At 72.7% G+C, this 17744-nt stretch carries 17 protein-coding genes; 13 read left to right on the forward strand and 4 right to left on the reverse strand.

The features are described 5' to 3' along the window. Positions 1-6 precede the first annotated feature (6 nt). Together ABD223_RS05005 and ABD223_RS05010 are read right to left on the reverse strand one after the other, a co-directional pair. On the reverse strand, positions 7-648 hold the full coding sequence (locus ABD223_RS05005; RefSeq protein WP_344034641.1) for an HNH endonuclease family protein: 642 nt from the start codon (positions 646-648) through the stop codon (positions 7-9). Between the two features lie 109 nt (positions 649-757). Then, positions 758-1435, reverse strand: coding sequence for a diacylglycerol kinase catalytic domain-containing protein (locus ABD223_RS05010; protein ID WP_380647405.1), 678 nt, complete (start codon positions 1433-1435; stop codon positions 758-760). A 69-nt stretch (positions 1436-1504) separates the two neighbouring features. Between ABD223_RS05010 and ABD223_RS05015 the strand changes: the two genes are divergently transcribed. The 5 genes from ABD223_RS05015 to ABD223_RS05035 all read left to right on the forward strand — a co-directional run bounded on the left by ABD223_RS05015 (position 1505) and on the right by ABD223_RS05035 (position 6586). Next, a complete protein-coding gene (locus ABD223_RS05015) occupies positions 1505-2797 on the forward strand; it encodes an adenylosuccinate synthase (RefSeq protein ID WP_344034643.1) in 1293 nt (430 codons plus the stop codon). Positions 2798-2951: 154 nt separating this feature from the next. After that, a complete protein-coding gene (locus ABD223_RS05020) occupies positions 2952-3776 on the forward strand; it encodes an ABC transporter permease (RefSeq protein ID WP_344034644.1) in 825 nt (274 codons plus the stop codon). Then, positions 3761-4492, forward strand: a complete 732-nt coding sequence (locus tag ABD223_RS05025) for an ABC transporter ATP-binding protein (RefSeq protein ID WP_344034645.1) — start codon at positions 3761-3763, stop codon at positions 4490-4492. Before ABD223_RS05020 ends, ABD223_RS05025 begins: the two co-directional genes overlap by 16 nt. Next, positions 4476-5432, forward strand: a complete 957-nt coding sequence (locus tag ABD223_RS05030; protein WP_344034646.1) for an ABC transporter substrate-binding protein — start codon at positions 4476-4478, stop codon at positions 5430-5432. Before ABD223_RS05025 ends, ABD223_RS05030 begins: the two co-directional genes overlap by 17 nt. Further along, positions 5429-6586 carry an LLM class flavin-dependent oxidoreductase gene (locus ABD223_RS05035; protein WP_344034647.1) on the forward strand — a complete coding sequence of 386 codons (1158 nt, stop codon included), beginning with the start codon at positions 5429-5431 and terminating at the stop codon, positions 6584-6586. Before ABD223_RS05030 ends, ABD223_RS05035 begins: the two co-directional genes overlap by 4 nt. Before the next feature lie 90 nt (positions 6587-6676). Here the strand turns inward: ABD223_RS05035 and ABD223_RS05040 are convergent, their stop codons facing one another. Next, entirely contained in the window at positions 6677-7783 is a 1107-nt protein-coding gene (locus ABD223_RS05040; protein ID WP_344034648.1) for a glycerophosphodiester phosphodiesterase, read from the reverse strand. A gap of 105 nt (positions 7784-7888) precedes the next feature. Further along, the gene (locus ABD223_RS05045) at positions 7889-9442 is read right to left on the reverse strand and encodes a Na+/H+ antiporter (protein WP_344034649.1); all 1554 of its coding nucleotides are present in this window, start codon (positions 9440-9442) and stop codon (positions 7889-7891) included. Between the two features lie 28 nt (positions 9443-9470). Between ABD223_RS05045 and ABD223_RS05050 the strand changes: the two genes are divergently transcribed. The 8 genes from ABD223_RS05050 to ABD223_RS05085 all read left to right on the forward strand — a co-directional run bounded on the left by ABD223_RS05050 (position 9471) and on the right by ABD223_RS05085 (position 17699). Beyond that, entirely contained in the window at positions 9471-9731 is a 261-nt protein-coding gene (locus ABD223_RS05050; RefSeq protein ID WP_344034650.1) for a UBP-type zinc finger domain-containing protein, read from the forward strand. Between the two features lie 100 nt (positions 9732-9831). Next, positions 9832-11826 (forward strand): TRAP transporter permease, encoded by a 1995-nt coding sequence (locus ABD223_RS05055; RefSeq protein ID WP_344034651.1) that lies wholly within the window; start codon positions 9832-9834, stop codon positions 11824-11826. Continuing rightward, on the forward strand, positions 11819-12811 hold the full coding sequence (locus ABD223_RS05060) for a TAXI family TRAP transporter solute-binding subunit (protein WP_344034652.1): 993 nt from the start codon (positions 11819-11821) through the stop codon (positions 12809-12811). Before ABD223_RS05055 ends, ABD223_RS05060 begins: the two co-directional genes overlap by 8 nt. A 28-nt stretch (positions 12812-12839) precedes the next feature. After that, positions 12840-14096, forward strand: coding sequence for a phosphoribosylamine--glycine ligase (purD, locus tag ABD223_RS05065; RefSeq protein WP_344034653.1), 1257 nt, complete (start codon positions 12840-12842; stop codon positions 14094-14096). 472 nt (positions 14097-14568) lie between these two features. Continuing rightward, on the forward strand, positions 14569-15021 hold the full coding sequence (locus tag ABD223_RS05070) for a hypothetical protein (protein WP_344034654.1): 453 nt from the start codon (positions 14569-14571) through the stop codon (positions 15019-15021). A gap of 13 nt (positions 15022-15034) precedes the next feature. Next, positions 15035-15613 (forward strand): DUF3558 domain-containing protein, encoded by a 579-nt coding sequence (locus ABD223_RS05075; protein WP_344034655.1) that lies wholly within the window; start codon positions 15035-15037, stop codon positions 15611-15613. A 9-nt stretch (positions 15614-15622) separates the two neighbouring features. Next, positions 15623-16933: a PPE domain-containing protein gene (locus ABD223_RS05080; RefSeq protein ID WP_344034656.1), complete on the forward strand. Its 1311-nt coding sequence runs from the start codon at positions 15623-15625 to the stop codon at positions 16931-16933. 1 nt (position 16934) lies between these two features. After that, positions 16935-17699 (forward strand): ESX secretion-associated protein EspG, encoded by a 765-nt coding sequence (locus tag ABD223_RS05085; protein ID WP_344034657.1) that lies wholly within the window; start codon positions 16935-16937, stop codon positions 17697-17699. The last annotated feature ends 45 nt before the right edge of the window (positions 17700-17744 follow it).

Genomic DNA, 17744 nt, shown 5'->3' on the forward strand with positions numbered 1-17744 from the left:
CGGTCATCAGCACCTTCCGAGCATGCTCTGGAGAGCGGACTTCTCCGCGGAGTTCACCGTCAAACCCCAGCGGTGCTTGGTGCGCGTCCACATCTTGGCGTAGGTGCACCAGTAGGAGGTCGTCGGAGGCTTCCACAGGGCGGGGTCCTGGTCGCCCTTGGCCTGGTTGACGTTGTCGGTGACCGCGATCAGCTGCGGCCCGGCCAGGTCGTTGGCGAACTGCTCGCGGCGCGACGTGGTCCAGCCCGACGCGCCCGAGCGCCACGCCTCGGCCAGCGGCACGACGTGGTCGATGTCCACGTCGGACGCGGCGCTCCAGGTCGCGCCGTCGTACGGGCTGAACCAGCGGCCGGACGTGGCGGCGCAGGACGAGTCGGTGACCACGTTCGTGCCGTCGCGCTTGAGCACCTGCTCCCGGGTGTTGCAGGCGCCCGAGACGGTGCTCCAGTGCGGGAACTTGTCCCGGGAGTAACCGGAGGAGGACCCCTCGGCGGCCACGGTGAGCGCGTTCAGCTCCGCCTGGGCGGTGCTGGTGCCCGGGATGCCCGGCGGGGTCGCCAGGGCGGGGGTGGCCAGGCTCAGGGTCAGCGCACCAGCCAGGAGCAGGGAGGCAGTCGAGAATCGCGCGGTCTTGTTAACCGTTGACATAATTCCGACCTTCCTAGTTGGAAGCTGTCGGAACCTACCCTGGTGCGATTCTCCTTCCGCCACAACGCTTCCGGGTGACACTCCTGTGTCGGAAGGGGAAACTCCTCCGTCACTGCACCCCGCGGACCAGGCGCAGGTCCTCCGTGTGGCGGTACCAGGTCCACTTGCCCATCGGGCGCGGGTGCGGCACGCCGTCCGAGGTCACCTCCACCGGCAGGCAGCCCAGCTGGAACGCGCGCGCCGGCGTCGTGGTCACGCGGCGCCCGAGCAGCCGCTTGGTGATCACGTGCACGAGCAGGCCGGGCCCGCCGCCCGGGTCCGGCGTCACCTCGATCCGGCTCGCCTGGCCGCGCAGCACCACCGTGTCGTCGCCGTAGCCGACGCCGCGCACCGGCCCCAGCGAGCCCCGGCCGACGAGCACGCCGCCCACGTCGTTGCGCACCAGCGACACCCGGTCGGCGTCGCCCGACAGGGCGAGGTCGAGCGCGCGGCCCGGATCGGTCGGCAGGCCCCACAACTCGGCCACCGCCGAGCCCCGGTCCACCGGCACGTAGCCGACGGGCACCTCGGCGAGCCGCTCGGCGCGCATCAGCCGCAGCGCCACGGCGTTCAGGTCGGCGTCCGTGCCGTGCACGACGAGACGGCGGTCACCCAGTTCGGCGACCACCGGGTCGACCTCGTCCTTGCCGGGCCTCGACCCGACCGGGCGAACCTCGAACCGGTCACCGTCGGTGACCACCGGCGACTGCGTGTTTCCGCAGGCCAACACGATTCCGCGCACCTTCATCTCCTCGGCTACGCTCGACCACCGGCATTCGCTCTTGCCAACACCGTCCGTTCGACCTTGGAGTTTCACATGCCGGCCGTAGTGCTGATCGGCGCCCAGTGGGGCGATGAGGGCAAGGGCAAGGCGACCGACCTGCTCGGCGACCGAGTCCAGTGGGTCGTCCGCTACCAGGGCGGCAACAACGCCGGTCACACCGTGGTGCTGCCCGACGGGCAGAAGTTCGCCCTGCACCTCATCCCGTCCGGCATCCTCACGCCGGGCGTCACCAGCGTCATCGGCAACGGCGTCGTGGTCGACCCCGGCGTGCTGCTCGAAGAGGTGGCGGGGCTGGACGAGCAGGGCGTGGACACCAGCCGGCTGATCATCTCCGCCGACGCGCACCTGATCATGCCCTACCACGTGGCCATCGATAAGGTCACCGAGCGCTACCTGGGCAAGGCGAAGATCGGCACCACCGGCCGCGGCATCGGGCCCTGCTACCAGGACAAGATCGCCCGCGTCGGCGTGCGCGCCCAGGACCTGCTCGACGAGAAGATCCTGCGGCAGAAGGTCGAGGCCGCGCTGGACTTCAAGAACCAGGTGCTGGTCAAGGTCTACAACCGCAAGGCGCTCGACCCCGGCCAGGTCGTGGACAGCGTGCTGGAGCACGGCTCGAAGTTCTCCGACCGGATCGCCGACACCCGGCTGCTGCTCAACCAGGCGCTGGACCGCGGCGAGACCGTGCTGCTGGAGGGCTCGCAGGGCACGCTGCTCGACGTGGACCACGGCACCTACCCGTTCGTCACCTCGTCCAACCCGACCTCGGGCGGCGCGTCGGCGGGCTCGGGCATCGGGCCGACGAAGATCACCACGGTCATCGGCATCCTCAAGGCCTACACCACGCGCGTGGGCTCCGGGCCGTTCCCGACCGAGCTGAACGACGACATGGGCGAGCTCCTGCGCAAGACCGGCGGCGAGTTCGGCGTCACCACGGGCCGCTCGCGGCGCACCGGCTGGTTCGACGCGGTGATCGCCCGCTACGCGGCCCGCGTCAACGGCATCACCGACTACTTCCTCACCAAGCTGGACGTGCTGTCCGGCCTGGAGAAGGTGCCGGTCTGCGTGGGCTACACCATCGACGGCACGCGGGTCGACGAGATGCCGATGACGCAGACCGACGTGCACCACGCCGTGCCGGTGTACGAGGAGCTGCCGGGCTGGTTCGAGGACATCAGCCACTGCCGCGCGTTCGAGGAGCTGCCCGCCAACGCCCGCGCCTACGTCGAGCACCTGGAGGGGATCTCCGGCGCCCGGATGTCCGCGATCGGCGTCGGCCCGGGGCGCGACCAGACGATCGTGCGGCACGACATGCTCGCCGGCTGAACAATTTCCCGCCAGTGCCTCCGACTCCGAAGCAATCGGGGTCGGAGGCACTTTCACAATTCGGGACGCGTTGACTTCTCCCTCCCACCGACGAAAACTCGGACCCGCTGATCAGCGCCGATAGTCCGTGTTTCCGGTCCGCTGGGAGAAATCCGTGTCGGTTTCCACTGCGGGTGTAGTCGCGCGCCCAGGAATATCCCCACCCGCGCGAGCGCCCGTCACCAAGAAGAAAAGGCTGCCCGACCTCCGCCGCTGGCTGAGCCCGATCGGGCTGGTCGTGCTGTGGCAGGTCGCGAGCAGCGCCGGCGTGCTGCCGGAGGACAAGCTCGCCTCCCCGCTGACCGTCTTCGGCACCGCTTGGGAACTGGTCCTCGACGGCCAACTGGTGGACGCGTTCCTCGTCTCGCTCGGCCGGGTCGCGATCGGGTTCGCCATCGGCGCGGTCATCGGTTCCGCGCTGGGCCTGGTGTCCGGCCTGTCCCGGTGGGGCGAGCGGCTGCTCGACCCACCGGTGCAGATGCTGCGCACGCTGCCGCACCTGGGCCTGATCCCGCTGTTCATCCTGTGGTTCGGCATCGGCGAGGAACCCAAGCTGGCGCTGGTCGCGGCGGGCGTGGCGTTCCCGCTGTACCTGAACCTGCACGCGGGCATCCGGCAGACCGACCCGGCGCTGCTCGACGCCGCCCGCGTGCTCGGCTACACCCGGTTCGAGCGGGTCGCGCACGTCGTGCTGCCGTCCGCCGTGCCGCAGACGCTGGTGGGCCTGCGGATCGCGCTGGGCACGGCGTGGCTGTCGCTGATCGTCGGCGAGCAGGTCAACGCGGACGCGGGCATCGGCTACCTGATCAACAACGCGCGGGAGTTCCTGCGCACCGACATCGTCGTGGTGGGCCTGCTGGTCTACGCGCTGCTCGGGCTGACCACGGACGCGCTGGTGCGCGCGCTGGAGAAGAAGGTGCTGCGATGGCGGGCGCGGTGAAGTCGACGGCGGTGAAGTCGAAGGCGGTGAGCATCCGGGGGTTGGTGAAGGAGTTCGGGCCCCGGCGCGTGCTGGACGGCCTGGACCTGGAGGTCGCGCCCGGAGAGTTCGTGGCGCTGCTCGGGCGCAGCGGCTGCGGGAAGTCCACGCTGCTGCGGGTCCTGGCGGGGCTCGACCCGGCCGTCGGCGGCGAGTTCTCGGTGCCCGCCAAGGTGTCCGTCGCGTTCCAGCAGCCGCGGCTGCTGCCGTGGCGGAAGGTGTGGCGCAACATCTCGCTGGGGCTGCGTGACGTCAACGGCCGGGAGGTCGCGGAGAAGGCGCTGGCCGAGGTGCGGCTGGCCGACCACGCCGACGCGTGGCCGCTGACCCTGTCCGGCGGCGAGGCGCAGCGCGTGTCGCTGGCGCGGGCGCTGGTGCGCGAACCCGAGCTGCTGCTGCTCGACGAGCCGTTCGGCGCGCTGGACGCGCTGACCCGCTCCGCGATGCACCGGCTGGTGGAGCAGCTGTGGCGCGAGCACCGGCCCGCCGTGCTGTTCGTGACGCACGACGTGGACGAGGCCCTGCTGCTGGCCGACCGCGTCGTCGTGCTCGACCGGGGCCGGATCGTGGCCGAGCACCGCGTCGACCTGCCGCGACCGCGGCGCCGCGCCTCCTTCGTGGACCAGCGCCTGGAAATCCTCTCCGACCTGGGGGTGAACGATGCGGAAGCTGCTTAGCGCCCTGACCGCCGCGGCACTGGTGCTGACCGGGTGCGGTGGTGACGCCGGCACGTCGTCGGACGGGGAGGTCGTGCTCAGGGTGGGCGACCAGAAGGGCGGCGCGAAGGCGCTGCTCACCGCCGCCGGGCTGCTCGACGACTTCCCCCACGAGATCGAGTGGTCGACCTTCACGTCCGGCCCGCCGCTGCTGGAGGCCGCGTCCGCGGGCGCGATCGACCTCGGCGCGGTCGGCAACACCCCGCCGATCTTCGCCGCCGCCGCCAACGCCAAGATCGCGGCCGTCTACTCGGCGCGGGGCAGCGTGGAGGGCGACGCGCTCCTGGTGCCCGCCGACTCGCCCCTGAAGTCCGTGCCGGACCTCAGGGGCAAGAGCATCGCCGTGGCCAAGGGCAGCTCCGCGCACGGCCAGGTCCTGCTGACCCTCGCGAGCGAGGGGCTGACCACGAAGGACGTGACGCTGAACTTCCTCCAGCCCTCCGACGCCTACTCGGCGTTCACGCAGAAGCGCGTCGACGCGTGGGCCGTGTGGGACCCCTACACCGCCCAGGCGCAGCTGGAGGCGGACGCGCGCGTGCTCACCGACGGGCGCGGCAAGTCCAACGGCTACACCTTCCAGGTGGCCGGGCGCGCGGCGCTGGCCGACCCCGGCAAGGAAGCCGCGATCAAGGAGTACGTGAAGCGGTACGCGCAGGCCCAGCGGTGGGCCGACGAGCACCGCGACGAGTGGGCGAGGACGTGGGCCGCCGAGACCGGGCTGAAGGTCGAGGTGGCGCGCGAGGCCGTCGAGCGCGGCGGCGACCTGCCGGTGCCGCTCGACGGCGCCGTGGTCGCCTCCGAGCAGGAGCTCGCCGACGCGTTCACCGCGGACGGCGCGCTGCCCGGCAAGGTGGAGTTCGAGGACTTCGTGGACACCCGCTTCCAGGGAGAGCTGTCATGAGCGCCGTGCTGCACTGGTTCCTGCCCACCTCGGGCGACGGCCGGACGGTGGTGGAGCGCTTCCACGCCAACCGCTCGCTCGGCGCGTCCGCCGCCCGCGACCCCGACATCGACTACCTGGCGCAGGTCGCGCAGGCCGCCGAGCGCAACGGCTTCGAGGGCGTGCTCACGCCGACCGGCACGTGGTGCGAGGACGCGTGGCTGACCACGGCGGCGCTGATCGCCCGGACCACGACGCTGAAGTTCCTCGTCGCGTTCCGGCCTGGCGTGATCTCGCCGACCCTCGCCGCCCAGATGGCGGCCACCTACCAGCGGATCTCCCGGGGCAGGCTGCTGCTCAACGTGGTCACCGGCGGCGACGAGGTCGAGCAGCGCCGGTTCGGCGACTGGCTCGACCACGACCAGCGGTACGCGCGGACCGACGAGTTCCTGCACGTCGTGCGGGCCGTGTGGTCCGGGAGGCCGGTCGACTTCGCCGGTGACCACTACCGGGTGGAGGGCGCCACCCTGATGGGCGCGCCGGACCCGGTGCCGCCGATCTACTTCGGCGGCTCGTCGGACGCGGCGCTGCCGGTCGCGGCCAGGCGCGCGGACGTCTACCTGACGTGGGGCGAACCCCCGGCGCAGGTGGCCGAGAAGATCGGCCGGGTGCGGGAGCTGGCGGGCGACCGCCCGATCCGCTTCGGCATCCGGCTGCACACCATCAGCCGCGACACCTCGGCCGAGGCGTGGCGGGAGGCGGAGAAGCTGCTGGGCGCCCTCGACCCGGCCCAGGTGGCGCGGGCGCAGGAGCAGCTGCGGGCGTCGCAGTCGGTGGGGCAGCAGCGCATGGTCGCCCTGCACGGCGGCGACCTGTCGAAGGGCGTGCGGGGGCTGGAGGTGCACCCCGGCCTGTGGGCCGGCATCGGCCTGGTGCGCGGCGGCGCGGGCACGGCGCTGGTCGGCAGCCACGAGGAGGTGGCGGACCTGGTCGAGGAGTACCACGCGCTGGGCGTGGAGGAGTTCGTCCTGTCCGGCTACCCGCACCTGGAGGAGGCGTTCTGGTTCGGCGAGGGCGTGCGGCCGATCCTGGCGCGCCGGGGGCTGCTGCGGGCGCCGGGCGCGGAGGTCGAGGTGCCGGTGGCGCGCGGGGCGGTGGCGGTCGAGGGTTCCTGAGCGGGTCCGGGGGCCCGGCTTCGCCCCGGGCCCCCGGACCGTCTGAGGGGGTCCGGCCAGGACTGGCCGGACCCCCTCCCGGGAGGACCGTCAGCCCCGGCGGGCTTCCACGGCGGTGTCCGGGTTGTCGGAGAACACGCCGTCCAGGCCGGTGGCGTAGAACTTCGCGTACTCGTCGAGCGCCCGGCCGTAGGCGGCCGGGTCGGTGGAGGTGCGGAGGTCGGCCGGCAGGAACGCGTTCTCGTTGCGGAACGTCCACGAGTGCACGGTCAGGCCGCGCACGTGGGCGTCGCGGACCAGCGTGGTGGGCTGCTGGAGGTTGCCCGCCGCGTCGCGGGGGATGATCAGCGGCTTCTCCACGCCGACGCCCGACGCGTAGGTGCGGATCTCGCGCAGGCCGTCCGGCGTGACCAGGTCGCGGTAGGTGCGCCGGTCACCGGCCTTGACGAAGTCGTACGGCGCGCCCGAGGCGCTGACCAGCTGCACCAGCGGCACGCGCAGCCGCGACTTGAGCCACTTCAGGTTCGCCACCTCGAACGACTGCACGTACACCCGGGCGCCGTGCCGGTTGAGGCCCTTGCGGTTGAGCGCGTCGACCAGCCGCGGCTCCAGGGGCAGGCCGATCTCCTGGAAGTACGTGGGGTGCTTGGTCTCCGGGTAGATCCCGATCTCGCGCCCCAGCTCGCGGGACAGCCGCCGCGAGAGGTCGACGACCTCCTCGAACGTCGGCACCTCGAACCGGCCGTTGTAGAGGGTGTTGCGGGCCCGGACGTCCGGGATGCGCTCGACCGCGCGCAGCGTCTTCAGCTCGGCCAGCGTGAAGTCCTCGGTGAACCAGCCGGTCAGCGGCGCGCCGTCGATGACCTTCGTGGTCCTGCGGGCGGCGAACTCCGGCCGCGACGCCACGTCGGTGGTGCCGCCGATCTCGTTCTCGTGCCGCGCGACCAGCTTGCCGTCCTTAGTGACGACCAGGTCGGGCTCGACGTAGTCCGCGCCCATGCGCGCGGCCAGCTCGTACGCGGCCAGCGTGTGCTCGGGCCGGTACCCCGACGCGCCGCGGTGGCCGATCACCAGCGGTCCCTTGCGGGCGTGCGCCACGCGGTCGTCGCCGCTCGCCGCGCCCCACGGGAGCGCCACCGCCAACCCGGCCACCGCCACGGCGGCGAGCGCCGCCCCGACGATCCTCGTCCGCACCATCGCCGACCTCCTGTCAAGGTTCCAGACGCGCGGCAGCCTCGTCGCGCACCGCGACATCCGAATCACCGTAGGGTGAAGTGCGGGCCACGTCGTGGTGAACTAACGTCACTCCCTCGCCAGGGCGGCTTCCTCCAGGTCCAGTTCGCGCAGCACCCGCGCCAGCACCTCGTCGTCGATGCGGCCCGCGTCCCGCGCCTCCACGAACACCTCCCGCTCGGCGTCGAGCATGGTGCGCCGCAACCGCCGGAACGCGCCGGCCGGCGACTCGTCCTCCTGCCGCCCCAGCCGCTCCCACGCCGCGTTGCCGCGGTGCTCGGCCAGCAGCCGCAGCCGGTGCACGACGTGCTCGGGCGCGTCGCCGCCGGAGCCCACCTCCTGGTCGAGCCGCCGCACGGCGGCCTCCGCGGCGGCGTGCTGCACCTGGGCCTCGGCCAGCGCGTCGGTCCGCTCCTCGTCGCCGCGGTGCCCCAGCTTGCGGATCACCAGCGGCAACGTCATGCCCTGGATCAGCAGCGTGCCCACGGTGACCACGAACGCGCAGAACACGATCACGTCCCGGCCGGGCAGGTCCAGCGGCAGCGCCGCCGCGGCGGCCAGCGACACCACGCCCCGCATCCCCGCCCACGAGATGACCGTGACGCCGCGCCAGCCCGGCGCCTCCTCCCGCTCGCGGATCCGCCGGAACAGCCACCGGGGCAGGTAGGCCGCCGGGTACATCCACGCGAACCGCACCAGGATCGTCGCCAGCAGCACCGCGCCCGACGCCCACGCCAGCCCCGGCGTGAGGTCCACGGCGTCCACGACCGTCTTGAGCTGCAACCCGATCAGGGCGAACACGAACGACTCCAGGATCACGTCCACCGACCGCCACACCGCCGTGTCCTGGAGGCGCGTGTAGTACGAGGTGCTGGGCGCGTGGTGCCCGATGTAGAGCCCGGCCACCACCACCGCCAGCACGCCGGACGAGTGCAGCTCCTCGGCGAACAGGTACGTGCCGAACGGCACGAGCATCCCCAGCGAGCTCTCCAGCACGCCGTCGGCCAGCCGGGTCCGCGCCCACCGCACGCCCACGCCGGCCGCCAGGCCGACCACCACGCCGCCGCCCGCGCTGACCGCGAACGTGCCCGCGCCGCCCGCCCAGCTGGCCGTGGCGCCCGCCGCGGCGGCCACGGCGACCTTGTACGCGGTCAGCGCGGTCGCGTCGTTGATCAGGCTCTCGCCGGTGAGCAGGGTCATCGTGCGGCGCGGCAGGTTCAGCCGCCGCCCGACCGCCGCCGCCGCCACCGCGTCCGGCGGCGCGATCACCGCGCCCAGCACCATCGCCGACCAGAGCGGCAGCTCCGGCAGCACGAGGTGCGCCACCCAGCCGGTCGCGACCGTGGTCGCCAGCACCAGGCCCACCGCGAGCAGCCCGATCGGCCGCAGGTTGGCCCGGATGTTGTGGTACGAGCTGTCCAGGGCCGCCGAGTACAGCAGCGGCGGCAGCACCAGGACCAGGATCAGCTCCGGTTCCAGGGCGAACGCCGGCAGGCCGGGGAGGAACGACACCGCCAGGCCGGCGCCGACCAGCACCAGCGGGGCCGACCAGCCGAGCCGCCTGGCGACCGCGGTCACCAGCAGCGAGCCGACGAGCAACAGCAGCAGTTCCGGTCCGTGCATGCCGCAATCTTGCGTGATGATGGGCGGCATGACCTGCTCCCACGTCGAACAGCTGCCCGCTTCGGTCGAACCCGACAGCCCCGACGGGTGCGCCGACTGCCTCGCCGCGGGCGAGCACAACTGGGCGCACCTGCGCGTCTGCCTGTCGTGCGGCCACGTGGCGTGCTGCGACTCCAGCCCGCGCCGCCACGCCAGCGCGCACTTCCACGTCGGCGGCCACCCGGTCATGCGCTCGTTCGAACCGGGCGAGGACTGGCGCTGGTGCTACGTCGACAACCGGATCGTGTGAGGCGTCTTTACAGTTCCTTTAGACGGTCGGTCTATGGCTGTGACCGGCGACACAAGTAGCTTCGTGAGCGCCTGATCAAGCGCGACACGAAGGGGTGCGCGTGTCGACCAAGACGCGAACCGGAGAGACCACCGACGTCGACGGGGTGCTGGCCGAGCACGACGAGGAACGCCCGTCGCGCTCGCTGTCCCGGCGGTGGGAGCTGGGCGTGTGGGCCGCGGGGCTCGCCGTCTCGCTGCTGGTGCTCAAGCAGGTGTTCTGGCCGTTCGCCCAGGGCGGCCAGTTCTACCTGGTGGTGTTCCTGGCGGTGACGCTGCCGCTGGTGTTCCTCTGCTACCGGCCGCGCGGGCGGTGGGGCGGGACCGACGACCCCGGCCGGCTCGACCGGGTGCTGGCCGCCGCCGCGTTCGCCGTGGGCGCCTACCCGCTGTTCGGCGGGTTCGACGCGTTCCTGGACCGGCAGGGGCAGCTGACCACCGTGGACGTCGTCGCGGGGTCCGTGCTGCTGGTGCTGGTGCTGGAGGCGTGCCGGCGGACCACCGGCTGGGTGCTGCCGGTGGTGTGCGCGGCGTTCATCGCGTTCGCCTACTACGGCGGCTACCTGCCCCCGTCCTGGTCGATCTCGCACGCCGGCGTCGACTTCAGCCAGGTCATCAACGGCTTCTACAACGACGCCACCGGGTTCTACGGGACGCCGCTGGACGTGGCCGCCACCTACATCGTGCTGTTCACCATCTACGGCGCGGTGCTCAACGCCTCCGGCGCGGGCGCGTTCTTCGTGGACATCAGCTTCGCCGCGTTCCGCGGGTCCCGCACCGCGCCCGGCCGCACGACCGCCACCGCCGGGTTCCTGCTCGGCACCGTGTCCGGCTCCGGCACCGCCACCGCGGTGTCGCTGGGCGCGGTGACGTGGCCGATGCTGAAGAAGGCCGGCTACCCCCGGGAGAGCGCGGGCGGGCTGCTCGCCGCGTCGGGCATCGGGGCGATCCTGTCGCCGCCGACCATGGGCGCGGCGGCGTTCATCATCGCCGAGTACCTGGAGACCTCCTACCTCCAGGTGCTGGTCTGGGCGATCCTGCCGACCCTGCTGTACTACCTGGGCATCGCGCTGGCCGTGGAGGTCGACGCCCGCCGGTTCGGCGCGAAGCCCGTCGACGTCGACGTGCCCGGCGCGTGGGCGGTGCTCAAGCGCGGCGGCTACCACTTCCTGTCGCTCGCGGTGATCGTGGTGTTCCTCGCGCTGGACATCCCGGTCTACTCGGCCGTCGTCTACGCCACCGGCGTCGCCGCGCTGTTCGCCCTGGTCGCGCGGCGGGGCGACGTGCGCGGGTGGGCGCGGGACGTGCTCGACTCGCTGTCCGCCGGCGCCCGCTCGGCGCTGCCGGTGGTCGCGGTGTGCGCGGCGGCGGGCGTGATCACCTCGACCATCACCAAGACGGGCCTCGGCCAGGTGCTGGCGTCGGAGCTGGTGGACGTGGCGCGGGCGATCTCGTCGGACCCGACCGCGGTCCTGGTCGTCACGGCGGTGCTGGCGGCGGTCGCGGTGGGCGTGCTCGGGCTCGCGGTGCCGGTCACCGCCTCGTTCATCATCGCCTGGGTCGTGATCGGGCCCGCGCTGGTCCAGCTGGGCGTGGCGCCCGAGGAGGCGGCCATGTTCATCTTCTACTACGCGGTGCTGTCGGAGGTGACGCCGCCGACCGCGCTGGCCGCCGTCGCCGCGGCCGCGATCACCGGCGGCGACGTGATGAGGACGATGTGGCGGACGTGGAAGTACACGCTGCCCGCGTTCCTCGTGCCGCTGGCGTTCGTGCTGACCGACAACGGCGCCGGCCTGCTGCTGCGCACGTCGCTCGTCGACGCCCTGTGGGTGTTCGCGGTGTCGGCGCTCGGCGTGGCCGCGCTGGCCGTGCTCACCGGCGGGTGGCTCCTCGGCCCGGCCCGGTGGCCCGAGCGGGTGCTGTGCGCGCCCGCCGCCGCGGCCCTGCTCTACCTGCAACCGGTGACCATCGCCGTCGGCCTCGGGTTCCTGGTGGCCGCGGTGGTGGTGCACGTCGTCCTGCGCAAGACATCGAAGAGGGAGCAGCAGCATGCATAGCTGGGCGCTGAAGGTCGCCGCGGGCGGGCTCGCGGTCGGGCTGGTCGCCGCCGGGTGCGGCGGGAAGCGGACCCCCGACGCCTCGTCGCCGTCGGGCGGCGCCGCCGCCTGCGAGGCGTCGGACGGCCGGATCACCATCGCCACCGGCAACTCCGGCGGCGTGTACTACGTCGTCGGCGGCGGCCTGGCGAAGCTGATCAGCGACAACACGAAGCTGAAGGCCACCGCCGCGGAGACCGGCGCGTCCGTGCAGAACGTCCAGCAGCTCGTCGCGAACGACTACGACGTGGCGTTCTCGCTGGCGGACACGGCGGCCGACGCGGTCGCGGGCAAGGGCGCGTTCGACGGGAAGCCGCAGGACGTCAAGGCGCTGACCAGGCTGTACTCGAACTACACGCAGGTGCTGGTGCGCGCCGACTCCGGCATCGACTCGATCGGGGACATGCGCGGCAAGCGGATCTCCACCGGGTCGCCCAAGTCCGGCACCGAGGTCATCGCCAACCGCCTGCTCACCGCCGCCGGGCTGGACCCCGGGGCCGACGTGCAGGCGCAGCGGCTCGACCTGGCCAAGACCGCGGACGGCATGAAGGACGGCAGCCTCGACGGCCTGGTGTGGAGCGGCGGCCTGCCGACCGCGCAGATCACCGACATCACCACGTCCCTGGGCGACCAGGTGAGGTTCATCGACATCACCCCGCAGCTCGACGCGCTGAAGCAGGTCAACGAGGTCTACGAGCGGGGCGTCATCCCGGCCGCCACCTACGGGCAGCCGGCCGACGTGCCGACGGTCGTGGTGCCGAACGTGCTGCTGGTGCGGTCGGACTTCCCCGAGGGCGACGCGTGCGCCGTCACCAAGCTCATCTTCGACAAGAAGTCCGACCTGGAGGCGGTGCACCCGGCGGCCAAGGGCATCACCCGGGACGAGGCCGCGGAGACCGCCCCGGTGCCGCTGCACCCCGGCTCGCAGGACGCCCTGGGCGGGTGAGCGGATCGGTCATCTAGGCTGGCCCACCGTGCGTGTCCTGGTCATCGGGTCTGGCGCCCGTGAACATGCCCTAGTCCTCGCGCTGTCGCGGGACCCCTCGGTGATCGCGCTGGCGTGCGCTCCCGGCAACGCCGGCATCGCCGGGGTGGCGGAGACCTACGGGGTCGACGTCACCGACGGCGCGGCCGTCGCGGCGTTGGCGCAGGAGTGGGACGCCGACCTGGTCGTGGTCGGGCCGGAGCAGCCCCTCGTGGCGGGCGCGGCGGACGCCGTGCGCGCCGCCGGGATCCCCTGCTTCGGCCCGTCGGCCGCGGCGGCCCGGATCGAGGGCTCCAAGGCGTTCGCCAAGGACGTCATGGCTGCGGCGGGCGTGCCGACGGCCACGTCCGAGGTGGTCGACAACCCGGCGCGGCTCGACGCCGCCCTGACCCGCTTCGGCCCCACCTGGGTGGTGAAGGACGACGGGCTGGCGGCGGGCAAGGGCGTGGTCGTGACGACCGACCGGGCGGTGGCCCGGGCCCACGCCATGACGCTGCTGGACCACGGCCACCCGGTGCTGCTGGAGACGTTCCTCGACGGGCCCGAGGTGTCGCTGTTCTGCCTGGTCGACGGCTCCTCCGTGGTGCCGCTGCTGCCCGCGCAGGACTTCAAGCGCGTCGGTGACGGCGACTCGGGCCCCAACACCGGCGGCATGGGCGCGTACTCGCCGCTGCCCTGGGCCCCCGAGGGCCTGGTGGACACGATCGTCTCCACCTGCGTGCAGCCGGTCGTGGACGAGCTGGCGCGGCGCGGCACCCCGTTCACCGGCCTGCTGTACGCGGGCCTGGCCCTGACCTCCACCGGGCCGCAGGTGATCGAGTTCAACTGCCGCTTCGGCGACCCGGAGACGCAGGCCGTGCTGGCCCTGCTGCGCACCCCCCTGGCGAGCCTGTTCCACGCCGCCGCGACCGGCGCCCTCGGCTCCGCGCCGGCCCTGGAGTGGGCCGACGGCTACGCGGTGACGGTCGTCATCGCCGCCGAGGGCTACCCCGGCCGTCCCCGCACGGGTGACGTCGTCGGCGGCGGCGAGTCGGACGGCGTGCTGCACGCGGGCACCCGCCGGCGCGAGGACGGCGCGGTCGTCTCGGTCGGCGGGCGGGTCCTGTCGGTCGTCGGCACGGGCGACACCCTGGCCGAAGCGCGTGAAGACACCTACCGGCGGGTGGCGGGCGTCCACCTCACCGGCTCGCACCACCGCACCGACATCGCGTTGCGCGCGGCGAACGGCGAGGTCGAAGTCCCCTAAGCCCCCAGGATCGCCGGTCGCGACGGTCCACCTGTTCTATACACCGCGCGCGGGCGACGGGATCCCCCGGCCGCCCGCGCGCGACCTGTTCCACAGGGGTGGTTCGCGTGGCTCGTCCGGGCATCGCGCCTCTTGCGACGGGAACGCCCTGGCCCGGGACGAACCGCCCGGGACCCCGTGGCCCGGAATCACGAACCCCTCCGGCTTGGAACCTCCCGGCCTCGGCATCACGGGCTTCGGCCCCCGGCTCGGACCTGCGGACGCGGAACGCGCGGGCCCGGCCCCTCCAAGCCCCGGCCGTCTCGGCGCGCGCTCCCACCGGCAGGCGCGACCGGGCGCGTCCACGGCGACGCCCAAGCGAGTGGGAACCGGCCACGACGCGCATCCGTCCAACTTCAGATCCGGCACACGTGGCCGTTGGTAGCCTCGAACCGGGACCGATTCGTCACCGACCGTACGGGGGTTGGACGTCGTGGCAGAGGAGAGCGGCCTGCTGGGAGCCGTCGCCGGTATAGGCGGTGTCATCGGCAAGGCGGTCGGCGACGCGTTCGCGGCGGAGAAGCGGCTGAACGAGACGATGGCCTCGGGGCCGGGCTCCGGTCAGAAGTTCGAGGTGACCGAGGAGACGGTCCTCCAGGCCGGCAAGCTGATTCGCGAGCAGGCGCAGAACCTCCAGCTCGCGCTGGAAGACGCCCTCATGAACTTGAGCGTCAGGCTGAACAACCCGGATGAGCTCAACGAGGACATCGCCGGGGCGTGGAACTCGCGGTTGGTGGACGGCCAGATGTCCTACGCCGGGCAGGTGGAGCAGTACATCGTCAGCCTCAACGGCCTTGTCGAACAGCTGCGCGGCACCGCACGGCAGTACCAGTTCACCGAGGACGAGGTAACCGCTGCGCTGGGGGCCGTCGGTGCGCCTGATTAGCATCGTCGTCCCGGTGGCGGTCGCGCTCGCGGTCGTCGCCGGCTGCACGTCCGGAGAGGGCGGCGACCCGAAGCCGGAGACGCCCACCGCGACCGGCGGCCCGACGAGCGGGTCTCCCGACCCCACGTCCTCGCGGGCCTCCCGGCCCCGGGAGGTCGCGCTGGACGGGATCGACCCGTGTGCCACCCTCACCGAGGCGCAGCGGGGCGAGTTGGAGATCGACGAGGCGCGTTCCGCGCCGCTCGACGTGCTGAACACGGGCAACCCGCCGCCCACCTGCCGTTACCGGTCGAACGGCCAGGCCCTGTACAGCTACAACGTCGCGCTCGTCACCGACGAGGGTGTCGAGTACTGGGAAGGCGGCAACAACCTCGACGTGGATCCCAAGACCGTCGGCGGTTTCCCGGCCTACCAGTTGAAATTGACCGGCACCTCGGAGGGTTACTGCTCGTACACCGTCGACGTCGCGGACGGCCAACAGGCTTACGTCCAGTTCTTCCCGATCGGCGACGGTTTCACGCAGGACCAAATGTGCCAGAACGCCGCCGAAGGCGCTGAACTGGTGCTCGCGACTTTGCAAACGCTGAAGTGAGGGGGAGTTGTGACCGGCTTCAGGCAGATCAGGGACTTCCGGTTCCAGGGGTACGACAACTTGGCGCTCTCCGCGCTGGTCCAGCAGTTCTCCCAGGGTGATGCGGCGCAGCAGTTCAGCAACGCCTCGCACGCGCTGCGGAAGCTCGCGTCCACCCTTGAGGAAACCGACCAGACGCTGCGGGACGAGCTGCGCAAGCTCGGCATCGAGTGGCAGGGCGCGGCCGGCGACAACGCCGGGCAGGCGGTGACGGTGTCGGCCGACGTCGCCACGTCGGGGACCGAGGCCGCGCAGCACAACTCCAAGGCGACGGCGGTGCAGGGCGCCACCTACAGCCACACCCGCAACGGGATGCCCGACCCCCAGGCGTTGCGCGGGGCCACCGAGACGAACTTCGTGGACGACGTCGGCGGGTTCTTCGGGTACGAGACCGACCACGCCAAGGAAGTGAAGGAGACCCAGGCCGCGCGGGAGCAGACCATCCGGGGGTTGGAGCAGTACACCGACGCCAGTCGGGACGCGCTCAACCAGTACCAGGGGATGAACCGGCCGCCGCAGTTCGACGTGACTGCCTCGTCCAGCGCGAGCACGCCCGTCGCGGCTGTCGGGCAGCCCGGTGGTGCGGTGCCCGGGGTGCCCGGGTCGGTGCCCGGCGCCCTGCCCGGCGGGTCGTTGGGGCAGGCGCTGCCCGGTGGGTCGGCCGGGTTGCCCGGACAGCTGCCGGGGCAGCTGCCCGGCCAGGTGCCCGGTCAGCTCCCGGGGCAGTTGCCCGGTGGCGGGACGACCACGATCGGGCCGCCCGTGCCCGGCATCGGCGGGACGAACACGCAGACCGCCGCGATCGGCAAGCCCGGCGGGTCGAACCTGGGGCTCGGGATCGGGTTGGGGCTCGCGGGCGGTGCGGCGCTGGGCGCCATCGCGGCCGGCGCCCGTTCCGCCCGGGTCGAGCGCAACCAGCCCGGTGCGGTGCCGCCCGGCGGCAAGGCGCCCGAGGGAGCCGGTGGCAAGGGCGCCGGCGCCGGTGGGGCGGGCAAGGGCGTGGCGCCCGGCGTGCTGACCGGCAAGCCCGGCGTGTCGGCGACCATCGGGGCGATCGACCCCGACGAGCGGGTGGCCGGGCGCGGCGGTGCGACGGCCGGTGCCGCCGGCAGGGCCGGTGGCGGCGCGTCGATGATGCAGCCCGCCGCGACCGCGAAGGGCGGTCCGGAGGAAGAGGACGCCGAGCACGTCCGCAAGTACGGCGTGGACTCCGACGACGTGTTCGGTGACGAGCGGATGGTCGTGCAGTCGGTCATCGGCGACGAACCCGAGCGGAAGTGACGTGGGAACGGTCGTCCTGACGACGCTGGAGTTCGACGTCGCGTGGGAAGGAGAGCGGCTCGCCAGGCGGAACGTCGCGCTCGACGTGCCCAGCCCCGGTGTCACGCACACCGAGCGCGCTGTGCTCGTCAAGCAGGCCTGGGGGTCGCTGTCCGAACGCGGCCTGGCGGTGAACGGACGGCTGGCGCCCGAGTTGGCCGACGCGTTCGCGCTGCTGGCCAACCCGCAGGTGTCGATCGACATCTGGATCTGGGTCGACGGCCGCAAGATCAAAGGACTTGCGGCCGGCGCCGGTGACGAGGCGGTGCTCGCCGTCGTCGACGGTGACGAGGTGTGGCTGATCGACGCTCGGGCCAGTGCGCTGGCCGAGGCGGCGGTGTCGGTGGCCGGTGAGATGCCCGCCGGGTACGGGCGGTCCATCAGCCTGCCCAACGACGTGCTGCGCAAGGCGTCCGAGGAAGCCGGGAAGGACGCGGAGAAGCTGGTGCTGGCGCTGGAGCGGCACGGCTTGCCGCTGCACGAGGCGCAGGAACTGGCCGGCATGTGCGACGGCATGAGCACCCGGGGCCAGTTCGGCGTCGAACGCGCCCAGCACAGCGGACCGCCCGTGCGGGCCGGGCGGGTGGTGGCGTGGCACGACACCCCGTCCGGCCGCTACCTGCACCTGGTGCGGCCCAGTTCGGACGGGCGCAGCTGGAGCACGATCACCCCGATCGACAACGCCCGGTTGGCGGGCTGCATCTGGGAGCTGGTGCAGGAGAGCTGACCACCCGCTGCTGCCGACGCGACCGAGGGACGGCCGACGCCACCG

The organism is Saccharothrix xinjiangensis, assembly GCF_039527585.1.
Classification (GTDB): Bacteria; Actinomycetota; Actinomycetes; order Mycobacteriales; family Pseudonocardiaceae; genus Actinosynnema; species Actinosynnema xinjiangensis.